The sequence below is a fragment of the Westiellopsis prolifica IICB1 genome, from assembly GCF_004323185.1.
Lineage (GTDB): Bacteria > Cyanobacteriota > Cyanobacteriia > Cyanobacteriales > Nostocaceae > Pelatocladus > Pelatocladus prolificus_A.
The window spans coordinates 63,867-83,879 of sequence record NZ_NAPS01000005.1 but is presented as its reverse complement, the minus strand read 5'-3'; the positions used below and the strand labels follow the sequence as shown (position 1 = coordinate 83,879).

Below are 20,013 nucleotides of genomic sequence, written 5' to 3'. Positions count from 1 at the left end.
CTAATGGCTTCGACGCTGGCGTTGTTGTCTGAGGGCATCTCTGCGGTTATGGGTGAAAGTGCCAGTTGGTTGTAACGATGGTTTTTGACTGAGATATCGAGCTAAAGAATTGATAGTTGGGTAGTTAAATAAATCCATCATCGATAGGTTTTGGTATTGTAATTGTTGCAACTGGTTGAAAACCCGCACCAACAATAAAGAGTGACCGCCTAAATCAAAGAAATTGTCATAAATTCCCACTTTTTCCACAGTAAGAACTGCTTGCCAAATATCAGCGATCGCTTGTTCAATTTCCGATTGCGGCGCAACGTAAGCATTTTCTTTTTTTAGATGTAAGCCTGTTAACTTCAACAACCGTCTACGGTCTACTTTGCCATTAGGAGTTAAGGGAAAAATCTCTAATAATATAAATTCACTAGGTATCATGTAGTTGGGTAACTTCTGCTTCAAAAAGTTCCGCAACTCATTATTTGTCAGATTTTGCTGATTGGTAGAGACTATATAAGCGACTAATTGCTGATTGAGCAAAACTACAGCCTGTTTCACCCCTGCATATTGATTAAGTACTGCCTCAATTTCTCCTAGTTCTATCCGAAAACCCCTGAGCTTTACCTGGTCATCAATCCGTCCTAAATATTCAATACTGCCATTTGGTAAATAGCGAACTAAATCACCAGTTTTGTACAATTTTAGATTTTGGATTTTGGATTTTAGATTGTAAAAAGGATTAGGAATAAATTTCTGAGCCGTTAACTCAGGTTGATTTAAATAGCCTCTAGCTAAACCAGAACCCCCGATGTGTAATTCACCTGCAACTCCTCTCGACACGAGTTGACCATGTTGATCGAGAATGTACATTTGTGTGTTGGCAAGGGGGCGACCAATCGGCACAATACCGTTCTCTATTTCTACTTTGTAAACTGCTGACCAGATGGTAGTTTCTGTAGGGCCGTACAGATTCCATACAGATGCACATCTTTGACATAGTTGATTGGCTAAATGTCTAGGAAAGGCTTCACCACCACAAAGAATTTTTAGTTGAGAATTGCCCTGCCATTCTGCTTCTAATAGCAATTGCCAAGTTGCTGGTGTAGCTTGCATAATTGTTGCTTGAGATTTATTTAACCAAGCTGACAATTCCACACCATTTGTCGCTACTTCTCGACTGACCACAATGACACACGCACCAACTGTTAAAGGCAGAAAAATTTCTAAAACCGCAATATCAAAAGCTAAAGTTGTCACAGATAAAAGAATATCTTGCTCTTTTAGCTCCAAAGTTTCACCTGTGGAGTACAAGAAGTTAACGACAGCACTATGAACAATTTCTACTCCCTTGGGTCGTCCTGTTGAACCAGAAGTAAAGATAACATAAGCTAAGTTTTGACTGGTGGTTTGGTTAGTAAGGTTGCATCGACTTTCTGTAGCGATCGCTTGCCAATCAGTATCTAAAAATACTAATTTTGCTATATTTTTCGGTAGCGTTGCCGCCAATTTTTCTTGAGTTAATAGCACTGATACTTGAGCATCTTCTAGAATTAAAGCCAAGCGTTCTTGGGGATATATTGGGTCTAGAGGTACATAACCCCCCCCAGCTTTAAGAATCCCCAATAAACCTATTACCATTTCAATTGATCGCTCAACATATATACCTACTAATACTTCTGTTCCTACACCTAATTTTTGTAGATAACGTGCAAGTTGATTAGCGCGAGTATTAAGTTCGTGGTAAGTAATTTCCTGGTCTTGATAAACAACAGCAATATTATTTGGTGTTAGTTTTACCTGAGCTGTAAATAAATCATGAATACACTGATTGAGAGGATATTCAACTTCTGTGTTGTTCCACTCCACCAATAATTGATGTTCTTCAGTGGCACTTAATAAGGGTAAATTTGCTAGATGCTGGTCAGGATTATCTACTATACCTGCTAGTAATATCTGAAAATGTTCTACCATCTGCCGAATTATATCGGCACTAAATATATTCGTGTTGTACTCAAAATTACCCCGCAGTTCTTCAGCGTCTACTTGTAGTGACACACTTAAATCAAATGTGGCAGCTTGACGCTCAATGTTCAAGAAACTGGCATTTAAACCAGGGAGTTTGAAGTCTACCATTGGGTTATTCCCAAGGGCAAACATAATCTGAAATATCGGGTTGTGGCTTAAGTTTCGTTCTGGCTGAAGTTTTTCTACTAAATATTCAAAGGGTAAGTCTTGGTGAGCATAACCGTCTAATGTTACTTTTCGGACTCTATGCAACAATTCTCGAAAGGTAGGATTGCCACTCAAATCAGTACGTAAGACTAAAGTATTGACAAAAAAGCCAATTAGCCCTTCTAACTCAGTGCGATCGCGATTAGCAATAGGTGAACCGACTACAACATCATTCTGTCCACTGTAGCGGTAAAGCAATGTCTTGAAGGCAGCAAGCAAAGTCATAAACAGAGTAACCCCTTCCCGATTGCTCAGTGTTTTAAGTGCCTCAGTCAAATTTGCAGGCAAGAAAAAAGGCTCTGATGCACCGCGAAAGCTTTGAATTGGCGGGCGGGGATTATCTGTAGGCAACTCTAATAAAGAAATTTGGGCTAATTGCTGCTGCCAATAAGTTAATTGAGATTTGAGTGTCTCGCCTTGAAGCCATTGTCTTTGCCAAATAGCAAAGTCAGCATATTGAATTGGTAGTTCGGGAAGAGGGGAAGGTTTACCAGCACAGAAAGCTTGATAAAGACTAGTTACTTCACGCAAAAATATTTCTATCGACCAGCCATCAAAAACTATATGATGTACCGTGAATAGCAAGACACGATCTACATCGCTCAAACATATTAATGTAACTCGTAACAATGGCACTACAGCTAAATTAAAAGAGTGTTGTGCTTCAGATATTGCCAAACGTTGAACCTCTGCTTCCTGTTCAATTTTGGAGAGATGCCGTAGGTCTACCACAGGCAAATTTAAAGTTAAATTAGAAGCTATGACTTGAACAGGTTGGTCATTAATAACGGTAAAACTTGTTCTTAAAGCTTCGTGGCGACTGACAATTTCATTAAAACTCTGATGCAGTGCGGTTTGATTGAGTTGCCCTTGCAGGCGGACAGCTGTGGAGATATTGTAAGCAAAAACATCTGATTCTAATTGCTTGAGAAACCATAATCGCTGTTGAGCAAAGGAAAGCTGACAAGGCTCACTTCTTGTTGTGTGAGGAATAATCTGTGTTTGTGTGGTACTAGTTTGGGCAATTATCTCTACTAATTCTGCAACAGTAGGTGCATCAAATAAACTACGTATAGGCAGTTCAATTTTAAAAGCTTTATTTAATCGGGAAATAACCTGAATTGCTAATAGTGAATGCCCACCTAACTCAAAAAAATTATCGTAAATGCCTACCTTCTCTAGATTTAAAACTTGTTGCCAAATATCTGCCACAATTTGCTGTGTTGCTGTTTGCGGGGCGACAAAATAATTTTCCGGTTCTAGTTGTAGTTGTTCAACATTTAGTAATGCCTGACGGTCTATTTTTCCATTGGATAAAAGGGGCAGTACTTTTAAAAATATAAATTCTGCCGGAACCATATATTTAGGTAGTTTCTGTTCGAGAAAATACCGCAGTTCTGAAGTTTTAGGCGTTGATTGTGGGTGCGGCACTATATAAGCAACCAAGCGTTTTTCATCAACTTGATTTTGCGCCTGAACAATTGCAGTCGAAACACTAGAATGCTGATGTAAAACTGCTTCAATTTCACCTAACTCAATGCGAAATCCTCTAATTTTTACTTGGTCATCTATACGTCCCAAGTATTCAATATTGCCATCAGGTAAATAACGAGCTAAATCACCTGTTTTGTACAGTTTGTTATCCTCAGAAGTGAAAGGATTAAAAATAAACTTTTGTGCAGTCAAATCAGGTCGATGCAAATAACCCCGCGCTACTCCTACACCAGCAATGTGTAACTCACCTGGAACACCAATAGGGACAGGACGCAAATACTTATCTAATATATATGTCTGCATATTAGAGATTGGGCGACCAATGGGTACAATATTGCGATCGCTATCTCGTTGACAATGCCACCAAGTTACTTCGATAGATGCTTCCGTCGGTCCGTAAAGATTATGTAATTCTACATCTAGGCGAGCAAAAAAACTCTCTTGAAGGTCAAAAGAAAGTGCTTCTCCACTACAAAAAACTCGTTTGAGATTTTGGCATTTTTCTAATTCTGCCTCATTTAAAAACACTGCTAACATTGATGGCACAAAATGAACAGTAGTAATTTGTTGCTGGGCAATCAACTGAACTAAATAATTACTATCTTGATGACCATTTGGTTTAGCTAATACTAGACTTGCACCTGCTAAAAAGGGCGAGAAAATTTCCCAAATAGAAATATCAAAACTCAAGGGGGTTTTTTGTAAAAATCTATCTGCGGTTGTGAATTGAAAAGTCTCTTGCATCCACAACAAGCGATTATTTACACCCTTGTGAATATTCATTACTCCTTTGGGCTTTCCTGTTGAGCCAGAAGTATAGATTACATAGGCTAAATTATCTGGAGTTAGGTTGTTATTAACAGGGTTTTCTAAAGTTTCTTGGACAATTTGCTCCCAATCTCTATCTATACAAATAATTTGTGCGTCATTTTTTGGGAGTAAATCTAACAATGGTTGTTGAGTTAATAAGACTGGTGCTTGTGTATCGGCTAACATAAAACCTAGACGTTCCTGGGGATAGCTAGGATCTAGTGGTATGTAAGCTCCTCCAGCCTTGAAAATAGCCAATAGCCCAATGATTAAATCTATAGAGCGTTGCATACAAATGCCAACTAAAACCTCCGGCGCTACCCCGAACTTTTGCAGGTAATGCGCTAGTTGATTAGCTCGTTGGTTCAACTCTCGATATGTTATCTTTTGGTCTAGAAAGACAACAGCAACTGCATCGGGAGTTTGTTCTACTTGAGTTTCAAAAATTTGATGAAGGCATTGAAATGCTTGATAGTCTCTATGGGTGTTGTTCCAGGTAAATAAAACTTTTTCTTGTTCTGATTTATCTATAATTCGTAAATTATTTATAGTTGCTTTTTCTTCATTTAATATACTTTCGATTAATGTTTGAAATTGTTTTAATAATTTTTTGATAGCTTCCAACGAAAACAAATTTGAATTAAAATTAAACTCTATATCAATAGAATCTTTTCTATCAATACAATTAAGCTTAATTTTAAAAGGTGATAAACAAACATATTTCTGTTTCACAGAAAATGAAACACCATCAGCTAAATACTCTTGCTGATAATCTTGAAAATCGAAACAATATAAATGAGGTGGTAAAGTATTATAATTATCTGTTGTTCTGATGATTTGATCCCAAGCAAAATACTCTTGCCAAGAATAAGCCTCACAAATTGCTGCATCAACTTGTTGTAACAATTGAGTACAAATGTCTTCAGCTTCTAAGTGAGAGTGAATTGGTAAATATTGAGCTAACAAACCAAATGTAGTTTCTAATTCTGGGTATGAACGCCCATTGTAATTAGTTCCGATGACAATATCAGACTGATCCGTAAGATGCCAAAGTAAAATTTTCCATGCAGTCAGAAAAAAAGCAGATTTTGATATTTGATATCTTTGAATAAATTCTTCTACTTGATTTACCAAATCGTCAGCCAGTTTAACAGATAAAACTTCTGGTTCAAATTCTTTATCTTTAAAATTATCCTTTTCAAAAGGAAGTTGAAGATTTAAAAAATCTGATATTTGCTTGTTGTGCCAATAATCTCTGCCCAATTCTAACTCTTCATCAGTTAATAACTCATTTCTCCATGCAGAAAAATGTACATACTGTAAAGGAAAATTGTTTAAGCAATTATATTTATTGCTATATAAAACCGTCAGTTCATGTAATAAATTATCCAGGGTTATAGAATCAGCACAAAGACTTGGTAATGTAACGATTAAAATATATTTTTGTTCTAATATTTTAATTAAAATCACATGAAATAAAGAAGAAACAGCATAATTAAATTTACATTGATTATCTGTTGTTAAAAATCCTGTAACTTGACTTTCTTGCTCCTCAGCATCTAGATAACTCCAATCTAATTCTTGCCAATTTAGGAGAATAGTATTACTAATAACCTGAACAGGAAACTCCATATCTGGTAAAATTGGGAACGTCGTGCGAAGAATTTCATGCCGATTAACCAACTCTTGAAAAGCTTTTTGTAAAGCTTCCACGTTCAATTTTCCATCAATTAAAACACTCATCTGTGTTCGATAAACTGAACTGTCTTGCTGTAACAGCCAGATATTCTTTTGCTGGGGTGATAGTTCAAAGCCTTCAATCATACCTCTGTATTCCTCTGCGCTTACCTCAGCGCACCTTTGCGTTTAAAAATTTTTATATATATTTTGCAACTAAAGATTAAAACGACTTTGTAAAAAGCAAGTACCTAGTAGCATCAATAAAGCTGGTTCTAAATTAATACGTTGGCTTTCTTTCATAGTTGCAAGTCTATCTAAGAGTGTAGCGATCGCCGATTGGTTAAAAAATGGTACAGATGCCATAACTGAACTCCGCAACACATCTTGGATTAAAATATAAAGAGAATTATTAGTTGTAATAGTTACAGGTGGAGCAGTAAAAGGTTGTTTTGGACGAGTGTAGACTGTATCAGTCAAAAAAGGTCTAGCCGCTTCTCGTAGCACATATTTTTCTTTCATTCCCCGAACTAATAAAGAGACTGGCATTTCGCGTACTAATTCAAAAAGATGATGGTCTAAAAAAGGTAAACGTACCTCGATCGCATTAGCCATTTCTAAACGTTCAGCAAACAAAATATAGTTAGGTAAAATTGACTTAGACCACAAATATAAAGATTGAATAACTGGTTCTCTTCCTAAAACTTGTTCCTCAATATGAAATTGGTTTAAAAACTTGCTATAAACATCTAACTCAGAATAATCAGAGGCATAATCAGGATTGAGAAGCAAGTTAAAAACAGAACGTTTAACTGCTATTTCTTTTAACCATGAAGGGATAAATCCTAATTTCTGCTCTACACTAGCTAAAGCGGTTGGTGTTTTTTGCATAGAATGATTGAAAAGTAAATCTTGGCGTGCGTGACTATACCCTGCCAAAATTTCATCTGCACCTTCCCCAGATAAAACAACTTTATAACCCGATTGTCGGACTACACGACTTTGTATATATCTCGCCACACCATGTGAATTTACACCTAAAGTTTCAGCGTGCCAAATTGCATCAGCAATATGTTCAGCAAAATCAGATTGATTCAACCGAATCACTTGAAAATCAGCACCAACATATTTTGCTGTTTCACGAGCGATAGGTTCTTCATCATAGGCTGGGCGATCGAAAGAGACAGTAAAAGCGCGAATTGGATCGCAACTAGATTTTGCTGCTATTCCCAAAACAGCTGATGAATCAATACCACCACTCAAGAAACTACCTACAGGTACATCAGCCCGCAGTCGAATTTGCACAGCTTCTTCCAATTTGTGGCGGAATAGCTCAATATATTCATGATCTTGACGTTGTGGTGTTTGTTGATTAGCTGTTGGATAATCCAGATCCCAATAGCGAGTAATCTGAGTTTGATTGTGCGTTGCTAACAAATAGTGTCCAGGCGGAATTTGCTTGACACCCGCAAACAAGGTGCGGTCTTGATTGACATAAATGAATAACTGCTGAAAATATGATTCATAATCCCAACTGGCGGGAACTCCAGCAGCAAATAAAGCTTTGGCTGCTGATGCTAGATAAAGTGTGTTACCAACTGTAGCGTAAAAAAGTGGTTTAATTCCAAAGCGATCGCGTGCTGCAAATAAAACCTGTTTCGCCTCATCCCACAAGATAAATGCAAATTCACCCCGGAGATATTGCAGACATTCGGTGCCAAATTCTTCATATAAATGAAGTACAATTTCGCTATCAGAACGGCTTCTCAGTCGATGACCTAAGTTTTTTAATTGATGCTGAATCTTTTCATAATTATAAAACTCTCCATTCACGACAACGTGTAACTGTTCATCTTCATTGCTTATTGGTTGATTGCCTGTTGCTAAATCAATAATACTAAGTCGAGTATGTCCCAATCCCACTTTTTGGTGGGAAGCAACCCAATGTGATTGGCGATCAGGGCCGCGATCGCTCAACTGTTGTGTAGCCTTGGTTAATGCTTTTACTATAATTGGTTCTTGTCTAGAAAAAATGCCTACAATACCACACATCTATAATAAAACTCCCTATAAAAACTATCGGTAAATTTGATTTGTGCGTTGCGATATTATTTACTTGTAGGCAACAAAATAATTTTCGTGTGATTTATCTGGTTCACTGTAATAAACACGAACTTGCTTCAAACCTACATTTTCTAAAGCAGATATAACTTCATCTGCGGCATAACTTTTAAATAACATGATATCGTCAAAACGTTGCCAAGTTCCTTCTATTAATTTAAATCCAATGATTTTGATTGATTATTAACTGAAGCAAGAAGATTGTAGCCGGGATGAGTAATTGTGTAAGACATGATTTTATTAAATTATAATTGTTTTTGGTTGAATGTTTTTTAATTTATTAGCAGCTATATGTCGCATTTTTTTTAAATCATCAGCTTTTTGTTGATTTTCATATTCCTGAATTAAGTTAACTAAATTTTCCAGTTGTATATTAGGTTCTTCCAGGAAAGCATTAAATAATATTTGCAAGTGATTTAGAATTCTAGTAATGTTTATAAAATTGTAAAAGGATGAATCATAGTGAGCCACTAGACCTAAGCTTGAACCAAGTAGTAAGATAAGTGTGAGAGGATAATTAGAGCGTGAGTAGAAAGAAACATTATTAATTTTTAAATTAGTTGTATATAGGCGAGAAATATCTACTAAAGAGTTTTGACACGCTAACAAACTTTCAAATAATGGTAATCCCCTAGAAACTTCGCTCCAACTTTGAATGTTTATCAAAGGAGTATGTTCATACTGGCGTAGTTGGCTATATTGAAACTGGAGTTTTTTTAACCAAGGTACGAGTGAATCTTGAGGAGAAATTTGCACTCGCGTTGGTAAGGTATTGACGAAAAGACCTACTATTGATTCAACTCCTGGTAAAGTTACGGGACGACCAGATACAACAGTACCAAATACTACATGTTTTTCCTTGCTATAGTGGCTGAGTAACAAAGCCCAAGCACCAAGAAATAAAGTATTTAAAGTTAAATGGTGGTGTTTTGCAAAGGATTTAAGTTCTGCTGTAACAGTTGCGGATAGTTGAATCTGTTGTTGAGCATAGTTATCTTTTTTACTATAGTTAAAACTGCGATTAATTGCCAAAGAAGTTGGCTTTTTGAATCCCATAAGGCTTTGTTGCCAAAAGGCTTTTGCTGCTGATAAATCCTGCTTTTTCAACCAAGCTATGTAATCTCGATAGGGACGACATGGTTGTAATTGCAGATTATCACCTTGGCAAAATGCTTCGTAAAGAGTACAAAATTCTTTTAGTAAAATATCAGTACACCAACCATCTAATATCAGATGGTAAATAGTCCAAATCAGCTGATAAACGTCCTCATCAATACGAATCAAAGTTAGGCGCATTAAAGGCGGTTCAGAAAGTTGAAAACCACGCTGACGGTCTAGTTCTAGAAAAGAATTTAATTGTTCTTTCTGCTTATAATTCGAGAAGTTCTGCCAATCATACTGCTCTATTATCAGTTTCACACGCCGATATACTACTTGAACTGCTTTATCTAAATTCTTGGAAATAAAACCTGTTCTTAAACTGGGGTGGTGTTCTACAATTTGCTGCCAAGCTTTATTAAAAGCAGAGAAATTCAGCTTTCCTTGTAATGTACATAAAATTTGCTCCAAATACATTCCTGAATTCGGTTCCGCCAGGATGTGAAATAGCATCCCTTGTTGGGTTGGCGAAAGAGTATAAATGTCTTCAACATTTTCAAGTTTCATGTTAGCTGAAAAGCTCGTTTAGCTCTGATTGACTTAATTCGGATTCTGGAAAATCTGAAGGTGTAAAGCTAGTTAAATTTTCAGATTGCGCTTCTTCACTATTCGTAGAAGTAAGCAAAGTTGTTTCCGCGATTTTTGCTAATTCAGCAATAGTTGGATAATCAAACAGTTGATTAGTCGTCAGTTGCCAACCTAGTTGATTTGCTTTGGCAATAATTTGAATGCTCTGAATAGAATCTCCTCCCAACTCGAAGAAGTTATCATAAATACCCACCCTTTCAATACCAAGAACTTGACTCCATATACTTGCTAGTGCTTTTTCAACTTGTGTTGTAGGTTCTACATAGTTTTCTTCTATTTGTACATTTTCTTCTTGGAGGAAGAGATTTAATAGTTCACGTTTCTCTGGTGAAAGTTGTTCAAGGCGTTCTAAAAAATCACTCATTTTTTGTTTCTTTAGTTTATTCAGGTTGTAAAGTAAATATTTTCTTTTGAGCAAGTATAAGTTGTGCTTCTTCGTCAGAAATTTGTTCTAGCTTTTGTAAAAGGTGGGCTATTTTCATCTCATTCATGAGTTTTTGATTAGGTGCTGGTAAATTCCGACGGTCAACTTTGCCATTAGGAGTCAAAGGAAAGGTATCTAAGATTATGAAATTGTTAGGTATTTTATAAGCTGGCAATTTCTGTTTTAAGAAATTTCGTAATGGGCTGGTGCTGGGTGCAATATCAGATGTTACAACATAAGCTACTAAATATTTCTTTCCTAATTCTTCTCTCGCTAAAACCACCGCATTTTTAACTTCTGGGTGTTGTTTTAATACTGTTTCAATCTCTTCTAATTCAATGCGATATCCATTGATTTTGACTTGATAATCGCGGCGACCAATAAATTCGATATTGCCGTCAGGAAGAAAACGCCCTAAATCTCCTGTCTTATACAACCTCTTACCTTCTGTCTTCTCATAGGGGTTAGGAATGAATTTTTGGGCGGTTAATTCAGGACGGTTTAAATATCCACTGACTACACCTTCTCCACCAATATATATTTCTCCGACAACTCCGACTGGTACAGGTTGTAAGTAAATATCTAGCAAATATATTTGGTTATTAGAAATGGGACGACCGATGGGAATAGTATGGCTTGATTCATAGTCTTGACAATTGCAGACACTACTCCAGACGGTTGCTTCGGTCGGCCCGTATTCATTGAAAAGTGATGCTTGGGGTAATAGTTGACGGTGATGTTTGACTAAGGCGGGTGAAACTTGTTCTCCCGCGACAATCACGGTACGCAGAGAAATTAATTCAGCAGGTTGGATATGGTTTAACAACAATGCGTACAAAGAAGGAACACTCAACCAATGGGAAATTTGATGTTGCGCGATCGCCTGTCCTAAATGCCAAATATCTCTTTGTCTACCTTCCCTAATTAATATTAAAGTTCCTCCTTGACACAAAGTCCAGAAAATCACCGCCACTGAACTATCAAAGGCAAATGAAGGAATTAATAAAAAACTGCGAACGGGTTGTGAGTAGTAAGCAATTCTGGCACTGGTAGAATGCACTAAATTTTTATGAGTAACTGGTACTCCCTTCGGTTTACCGGTAGAGCCAGAAGTATAAATAATATAGGCTAAATGGTTTGGTTCGGTGCAGTTAATGAGCTTATCTTGGCTACTTCTTGTTATTAATTCCCAGTCTGCATCCAGGCAAATAACCCTCATTTGACCTAAGCTATTAACTAATGACTTTTGACTAACGACTAATGACACCCCAGCATTTTGTAGTATCAAATTGATATGCTCTTGTGGATAGGCAGGATCTAGTGGTACGTATGCGCCACCAGCTTTGAGAATACCTAATATCCCTACGATCATTTCTATAGAACGTTCTAAATAAAGTCCTACAGGTACATCACAACTTACCCCTAAATTTTGCAAGTAATGAGCAAGTTTATCAGAACGTTCGTTGAGTTCTTGATAAGTTAACTGCTGATTCCCAAACACTAACGCTGTCGCATTCGGTGTCTGCAATGCCTGATTTACAAACCATTGATGAATGAGCAAGCTTTCGGGATATTCCCTACTTGTATGATTCCACTCTATCAATAACTTATGCTGTTCATTAACAGGAAGCAAACATTGAGACTCATAGCGATCGCTTGGTTGTTGAGACATGGCTGTTAGTGTCTCAAAATAGTAACCGCCAATGGCTTCTAGTTGAACTTGATTAATCTTGGTGAGGTCGCATTCTAAATCAAGTTGAATATTATCCGAAAATGGTTCTCGATTAAACTCGACTCTTAAAGCAAAATGGGTTTCACCAAAACCTTGCGCCCCGACAATTTCTAAACCTGTTAATGATTGGAGATTCTGAAATATATGAAAGTGCGTGTAATTAAAAACAGTTTCAAATAGCTGTCCTCCACGATTAAGCTTTTTCAATTCTGCGTAGGGATAGCGTCTATAAGGTAATAATTCACTTTCTGCTTGAAAAGTTTGTTGTATTAAGTCTATCCAAGTTCCTTTATGCAGTTGTAAACGTAATGGCACAGTGTTCAAATGAATACCTAGCGTCTGTTCTCCGTCTTCAGTCTCTAATCTACCGTTAGACTCCAAACCCGTTAATACATCCGTCTCACCACTTAATAAACTCATGACTCTGATATGTGCAGCTAATAAAACGTGCTTAACAGGAACCTGCGCTATCTTCGCCAGCTGTTTGAGTTTATCGGACAATTCAGAGGAGATAGGAACATTTAAAACACCAATTTCAGGATTTGTACTGCTAAGGCTGTTATGATCCCAACGCGGTAATTGCATTGTGATGCAATCTTGTAGCTTTTGCGTCCAATAGTTACGGCATTCTTCTGACTCTAGCGTTGAACGTTCTAGTGCAACAAAATCTCGGTATGTAATTGTCGGTGACAAATCAAGAGGATATGTCTGGTTATGAAGTAAAGCCCAATAACGATGTAGTAATTCAGTTAGTAATGAAGCAGTACTCCATCCATCTAAAATGCAGTCGTGGAAACTCAAGACGAGATAAAAAGACTCGTCAGTGAGGCGATGAACGAAGAAGCGAATCATTGGTGGACAAGTCCAATCAAAATTTCGCTGTTTCTCAGTTTCTATCCAAGTGTCAATTGCTTGTTTTTGCTGAGTTGGCGATAGAAAGCGTAAATCTTCTACCTGTAGCGGTACACTTACTTGCTCATGGACTAGTTGCAATGGTTCGCTAAAGTTGATTAAATCAAACGAAGTCCGTAAAATTGGGTGACGATTTACTAATTGCTGAATTGCTTGTTGTAAACATTCGACATCAAAACGAACTCGCAACTGGTAGAAGAATATATCATGATACATTGGCGAATCAGGGCTGTATTGAGAATGAAAAATAACTCCCGCCTGGATTCTCGCTAAAGGATAGGCATCTTCTATATCTAATGGTAATTTTTGGCGATCGCTTGCAGCAATCAAACTGAATCTTTCTGTTTTCTGCTTCCATAAATAACTCGGTTCTGCAATGTTGACTTCTTGCGCCAATTCATAAATCGTTTGATGTTGAAAAAGTTGTTGTAGCGAAAAATTCAAGCCTCTTTCCTGAGATTTAGCTAACACCTGAATACTGCGAATAGAATCTCCTCCTAACTCAAAAAAGTTATCGTGGATACCTACTCGTTCAATCCTCAATACCTGTGTCCAGATTTGAGCTAATGCTTTTTCTGCTGAGTTAGTCGGAGTAACGTAAGCTGTATCTAGTTCGGGTCTGATGCGATCAGGGTTCGGTAAGGCTCGTTTGTCTACTTTCCCATTCGGCGTTAAAGGTAGACTATCTAACATGACGAAAGCCGCAGGTATCATGTATTCAGGTAGCTGATTTTTTAGCCAACGGCGTAATTCAGTAATCGTTGGTGCAGGCTGTTGAGAAGGGACGCAATAAGCAATTAATTGGCGATCGCTAAGGTGTTCGGATCTAGGTTTACCTTTGAGGAATTGGCGCAGTTCGGTGACAGTAGCGGTATCTTCCGGCTGAATGTTCTCAACAAACTCAGTTTCTCGCATCAAAACCACAGCTTCCTCAATAGCTGGATGTTGGTGCAATATCGCCTCAATTTCTCCCAATTCAATCCGAAAGCCGCGAATTTTTACTTGTTCGTCAATCCGTCCTAAATACTCAAGTTCGCCATTCGGTAAATAACGTCCTAAGTCTCCGGTTTGATAAAGCCTGAGAGAGTAATTTCCCAAGGCATAATTGCTAAACCTTGCAGCAGTCAGTTCGGGACGATTCAAATAACCCCGTGTCACACCAGCACCACCAACGTACATTTCTCCAGGTACTCCAACGGGTACGAGTTGCTGATGTCGATCTAATATATACACTTGTAAGTCGGGAATTGGACGACCAATTATACTGTTTGTGCGATCGAGATCGACTTTGGTAAGGGGATGATAGGTAACGTGTACGGTGGTTTCTGTAATGCCGTACATATTAATTAATTGCGGTAAGCGATTCTCCTCCAAAGACGCTTCGTGATCGCCATGACGATCAAACCAAGGCTTTAAAGTTTTGATTTCTAAAGCTTCCCCACCAAAAATTACTAGACGCAAGGCAAGTTTTTGTGTGGTTTGACAACCTTGTTGTTCTATCCGCATCAACTGACGAAAAGCCGAAGGAGTTTGATTAAGAACTGTTACCTGCTCTTGACAAAGTAAATTATAAAAGGCTTCAGGAGAGCGACTAATCCAGTAGGGAACGATTACCATCCGTCCGCCGTAAAGCAGCGCCCCCCACATTTCCCACACAGAAAAGTCAAAAGCATAAGAATGAAACAGCGTCCACACATCGTCACTGCTGAATTTAAACCACTCGTCAGTTGAGCTAAACAACCGCACAACATGGGAGTGATTCACCAAAACCCCTTTCGGCTGACCAGTGGAGCCGGAAGTATAAATTACATAAGCTAAGTTATCGGCTGTAACTGTGCTGATGGGGTTGTGTTCTTTTTCTTGTTTAACTTGATCTAGGCAGACGATGGAGCCTGTAAAAGTAGGAAGCTTATCGAGAAGCTGCTTCTGCGTTACCAGTATCTTTAGGTTTGCGTCTTCTAAAATGAATGCCAAACGCTCTTGGGGATAACTCGGATCTAAGGGTACATAAGCACCCCCAGCTTTGAGAATACCAAGTATACCGACAATCATTTCTAAGGAACGCTCGACACACAAACCGACTTTAATTTCTGGCTCTACACCCAAGCTTTGGAGATAGTGCGCGAGTTGATTTGCCCGTGCGTTGAGTTGTTGATAAGTCAGCTGTTCATCAGCAAAGGTAATTGCTACAGCATCAGGTGTTAGTTCTACTTGGGTTGCAAACAATTCATGCAGACATCGCTCGATTCTGAATTGAGATTGGCTAAATTTGGATAGTATTTGATGCTGTTCTGCATCTGTCAAAAGTGGTAAATTAGCGATGGGTTGCAGTGGGTTAGCGATCGCACTTTCCAGTAAGGTCTGAAAATGACCTGCCATGCGGGTAATAGTATTACTATCAAACAGGTCAGAGTTATATTGCCAAGAAGCTGTTAGAACCCCATCAATTTCAGCCATCATTAGGGTTAACTCAAACTGCGCTATTTGCTGTTCGAGTCTCCAAGTTTCTAACTGTAAATCTCCTAGATCCATACATATTCCAGATTCATCTAGTGCTAAGGCTGCCAATCCTGCTTGCTGTGCGATTTGGGCTTTTTGTAAGACAAACATTACCTGAAATAAAGGCGATCGCCCCAAATCACGAACAGGTACTAGCTGTTCTACTATCAGGGAAAAGGGATAATCTTGATGAGCAAAAGCATCTAAAACTGTTTGCTGGACTCGTTGTAAAAATGTTTCAAAGCTAGGATTGTCGGCGAAACTGGCTCTCACAACTACGGGATTAACTAAGTAACCCACAACTCCCCCCCAAGCAGCTCGATTTCTACCACTGGTAGGAGAACCGACGAGTATATCTTCTTGTCCTGTGTAGCGGTAAAGCAGCGATTGAAAAGCTGCAAGCAATGTCATGTAGAGGGTGACTTGGCGATCGCAGCTGAAGTCTTTGAGTTTCTGTGTGAGTTCTACACTGAATTTACAGGTATAAGATGCCCCTCGGTAACTTTGCATAGATGGGCGCGGACGGTCGGTGGGTAGATTTAATATAGGTAATTCCCCTGCTAATTGCTTTTGCCAGTAAGCCCAAAGTCGCTTACCTTCTGGACTTGCCAGCATTTGTGCTTCAGCATTTACGTAGTCAGCATACTGTTTGCTCAAGGGAGGAAGGGTTAGAGGTATACCGTTTTTTTGTGCCTCATACAACCTGCCTAACTCATCCACTAATATAGTCAAACTCCAGAGGTCTGCCACAATATGATGAACTACTAGCAAAAGAATATATTCTTGAGGTGAGCGAATAAATAAACCTACCCTCATTAACGGCCCTTGTTGTAAATCAAAGGGAGAATGGGCTAGTTGAATCAGGCGATCGCTCAAATATAGCTCATCCCATGCTAATGCATCTTCCTGTTGCCAATCAACTTGTAACTGTTGATGGACTCGCTGTACAGTTTGCCCTTGATTGGTAATAAAAGTAGTACGTAGGCAAGGATGGCGATCAACTAAAATTTGAAATGCCTGATGTAACGCCCCAATATTTAACTCACACCGAATACGCACAGCCCTAGCAATGTTGTAGACAGGAGTTAGGAGTGCTAATTGCTGTAAAAAGTACAACGCCTGTTGTCCGTGAGACAGGGGATAATTGGTGATAGGATTAAGGGATGGTAGATTATTAACCGAGTTTGATGATAACTGGGCGATTATCTTGATTCCTAGTTGTTCAATAGTGGCATCTCCCAAAAAACAAGCCATTGGCAAAACCACACCTAAATTAGTTTCAATGGTGTGCTGAAGTTCAATCGCCATTAACGAATCAACACCTAGACTAGCTAAAGGTTGTCTTGGATTTACTTGCTTCTGGGATACTTTCATAACCTTGGCGACTTGTTCCTGAAGATAAGATTCTAGTTGTGATTGGCGCTGTGATGGCTCCAATACCAAAATGTCTTCACGACTCAAGCCGACTTTACTATCTGTTTGATAGTCATTTTCTAGGATGCTACTAGCAAAAGGCTCCAAGGTTTTTGTCAAAAACCCAGTTCGACAAGCATGGCGTTGAATCTTACCGCTAGAAGTTTTGGGAATACTACCTGGTTTGAGAAGTAACACCGCATAAACTTGCACTTCATGTTCTTCGACCACTACCTGACGGATAGCTCCCATTACTTCCTCAGTCTCTAAATTTCGTAGATAACTGCGCTGTACTTCTTGGGCGATAACTAGCTTCTCTTCGCCGCTCACATCAATAGAAAACGCTGCTCCATTGTCTGCTTGCAGTGCTGGATGGCTCTGGGCTACTGTCCATTCAATGTCTTGCGGATAATGATTACGCCCTCGGATCACGATTAAATCCTTCAGGCGACCTGTGATAAATAGTTCTCCATCCTGTAAACATCCGAGATCCCCTGTCCGTAGAAATGGGCCTTCGTCACTATCTTTGAGGTAGGCTTGAAATGTGGATTGTGTTTGTTCTGGCCGATGCCAGTACCCACCTGCTACACTAGCTCCTGCAATCCAAATTTCACCCACTTCATTCCCTAGGCAACGAATTAATGTTTCAGGATTAACAATCACAATCCTTAAATCAGGTAAGGGACGACCACAACCTACCAGCATCCGTACATCAGTTTCGTCTTTACTGGCTGCTACTATCTGGTTCTGTGCCAATGCTGCTGATTGTACTGGTTTTAGTAATGGTGCAGACGCTTTGGAACCACCAGAGACAATCAGAGTCGTTTCTGCCATCCCATAACAAGGATAAAAAGCCTCGCGGCGAAATCCGCACTCAGCAAAGGTGATAGCAAACTGCTCCAATGTTTCTTTCCGAATCGGTTCGGCTCCATTAAAAGCTATTTCCCAACTACTCAAATCTAGGCTGCTTCGTTGTTCGGGGGTAATTTTGCGAACACACAAATCATAGGCAAAATTCGGGCCGCCACTGGTTGTGGCTTTATATCGGGAAATCGCTTGTAGCCAGCGCCAGGGTTTTTGCAGAAATGCTACGGGAGACATGAGAATACACGGTATCCCCAAATACAAGGGCTGTAACATATTCCCAACCAACCCCATATCATGAAATAGGGGCAGCCAACCGACAAAAACCGTTTCTGTGGTATGCTCCATTGCTAGTTGGATCAGCTTTTGATTATGCAAAAGATTGCCATGACTGACCTTTACTCCCTTTGGTGCTGCTGTAGAACCTGAAGTATATTGCAGCAACGCTAAGGTATCACTGGTAAGAGTAGCTTCTTGTTGCCATTTATCTTCTCCCTGACTGCTAATCAGATCAGTTGCTAGCCATTGCATAGTTGCCAGTTCTGGAAACTGGATAAACTGACGCTTGATATCAGCCAAAAGGTTTGTAGTTGTTAAGACAATAGTTGCCTGTGCAGCTGCAATGATAGCTTGTAATCGGGGCATGGAACGGTTTGAGCGTGGCGGATAAGCAGGAACCGCTATTACTCCGGCATAAAGACATCCAAAAAATGCAGTGATAAATTCTAAACCTGGTGGGTAGAGCAATAATGCCCTGTCTCCTCTAGTTGCACAGCTTTGAAGTAAGGTAGCAATAAGTCGAGCTTGCCAATCTAATTCTCCATAGGTTAAATAAGAACCCTCCACTTCCCCATCCACAAGAAAAGTATATGCTCGCTGTTGGGGTTGCTTACTGGTTCTCCACTGAAGCAGTTCAACCAAAGTGAAAAATTCAACTGGTAACTCGAAAAAGTTTTTGCCCATGTGGAAACCTTCTTATTATGCGGTCAAGGTCATCAATTACTTCGGATTCACAGTTGTACTTTTAATCCACTAGAAAAGACATTTTTAATCATTCAAAAAGTTTATCTAATAGTTTGTATGATTAAACTTTTAAACCTTGTTGCATGTAATTATCATAATATTTATTTCCACTAGAAAATGTAAGTCATTGCTTGGGCTATATAACATTAGCTATTCTTGGAAAATTTTCGTATTCAATCATATAGAATGAGAAGTTATGACAACAGCAGGACTTACGCAAAAATTTCCCAAATCCTTAATTTATGGAACCGCCAAGAGGCCAAGAACGCCAAGAATTCGTAGAGTGTGCGTAAGTCCTAAACAGCATACATTGAGATTTTGCTTTACGGTTTGCAATAAATATCAATTATTTAGTTAACCTGAATAAACTTTTAAAGCAAAATCAAGAAGATTTTACAAGAGGGATTTGGTATTTTTTACCAAATAATCTTTGATCCTGCCTTATTTCAAGACAAGAAATAGTAAAAAAATTAGGTAAAAGCCAAACAATGGTATAATTGACTATCTTGATGACAAATAATTACTTGCCTTGCAATGATTTTTGGAGGATAAACTTCTCAAAATGAAATCGAAAATACTTCTCAGCAATAATCAATATCATTACATACTTTATTTTTTTAAGTTAACAATAATAATTTATTGTTATTGCTTGCTTAATTTTTATACCTATATCTTATATGTATTTATGTAAATCAGACGATTAATAAACATCAGCCTGAGTTAATTATTCTTATTCTTAAATTTCGTAAATATTTAATATATTTTTTCAATAAAATCAAAAATTTAAAAATTATTTTACTTTGAAGTATAGGCAAGTTTGACGGACAGTCTTTTGACATGGATCGCTGCTTCACGCATGATCCAAAGATTATAGATAAATGCACTTTTGCTCATTAGCTTATTATTTGAAGAACCGAGAAAATTAAATGAGCCTACGTCCTACTCTTATTGAACCCTGACATATGTAAATCGAGGAACTTGACTTTTTTTACCACCTTGGTATTGTAATAATGATTATCGTTATACTTCTTCGGCAGTACTTCAACAAATTTTTTTGGTGTAATAAACCTTAAGTAGT

Annotated in this window: 5 protein-coding genes; all 5 read right to left on the bottom strand. The window is 38.4% G+C overall.

The window, feature by feature from the left end; translation table 11 throughout:
* Nucleotides 1-6,348, bottom strand: a complete 6,348-nt coding sequence (locus B4U84_RS28315; RefSeq protein WP_131121417.1) for a non-ribosomal peptide synthetase — start codon at nucleotides 6,346-6,348, stop codon at nucleotides 1-3.
* Nucleotides 6,349-6,417: 69 nt separating this feature from the next.
* Entirely contained in the window at nucleotides 6,418-8,253 is a 1,836-nt protein-coding gene (asnB, locus tag B4U84_RS28310; RefSeq protein WP_131121416.1) for an asparagine synthase (glutamine-hydrolyzing), read from the bottom strand.
* Between the two features lie 309 nt (nucleotides 8,254-8,562).
* Nucleotides 8,563-9,987: a condensation domain-containing protein gene (locus B4U84_RS28305; protein WP_131121415.1), complete on the bottom strand. Its 1,425-nt coding sequence runs from the start codon at nucleotides 9,985-9,987 to the stop codon at nucleotides 8,563-8,565.
* A 1-nt stretch (nucleotide 9,988) separates the two neighbouring features.
* Nucleotides 9,989-10,432, bottom strand: coding sequence for a phosphopantetheine-binding protein (locus B4U84_RS28300; protein ID WP_017308474.1), 444 nt, complete (start codon nucleotides 10,430-10,432; stop codon nucleotides 9,989-9,991).
* A gap of 16 nt (nucleotides 10,433-10,448) precedes the next feature.
* Entirely contained in the window at nucleotides 10,449-18,875 is an 8,427-nt protein-coding gene (locus B4U84_RS28295) for a non-ribosomal peptide synthetase (RefSeq protein ID WP_131121414.1), read from the bottom strand.
* Between the last annotated feature and the right edge of the window lie 1,138 nt (nucleotides 18,876-20,013).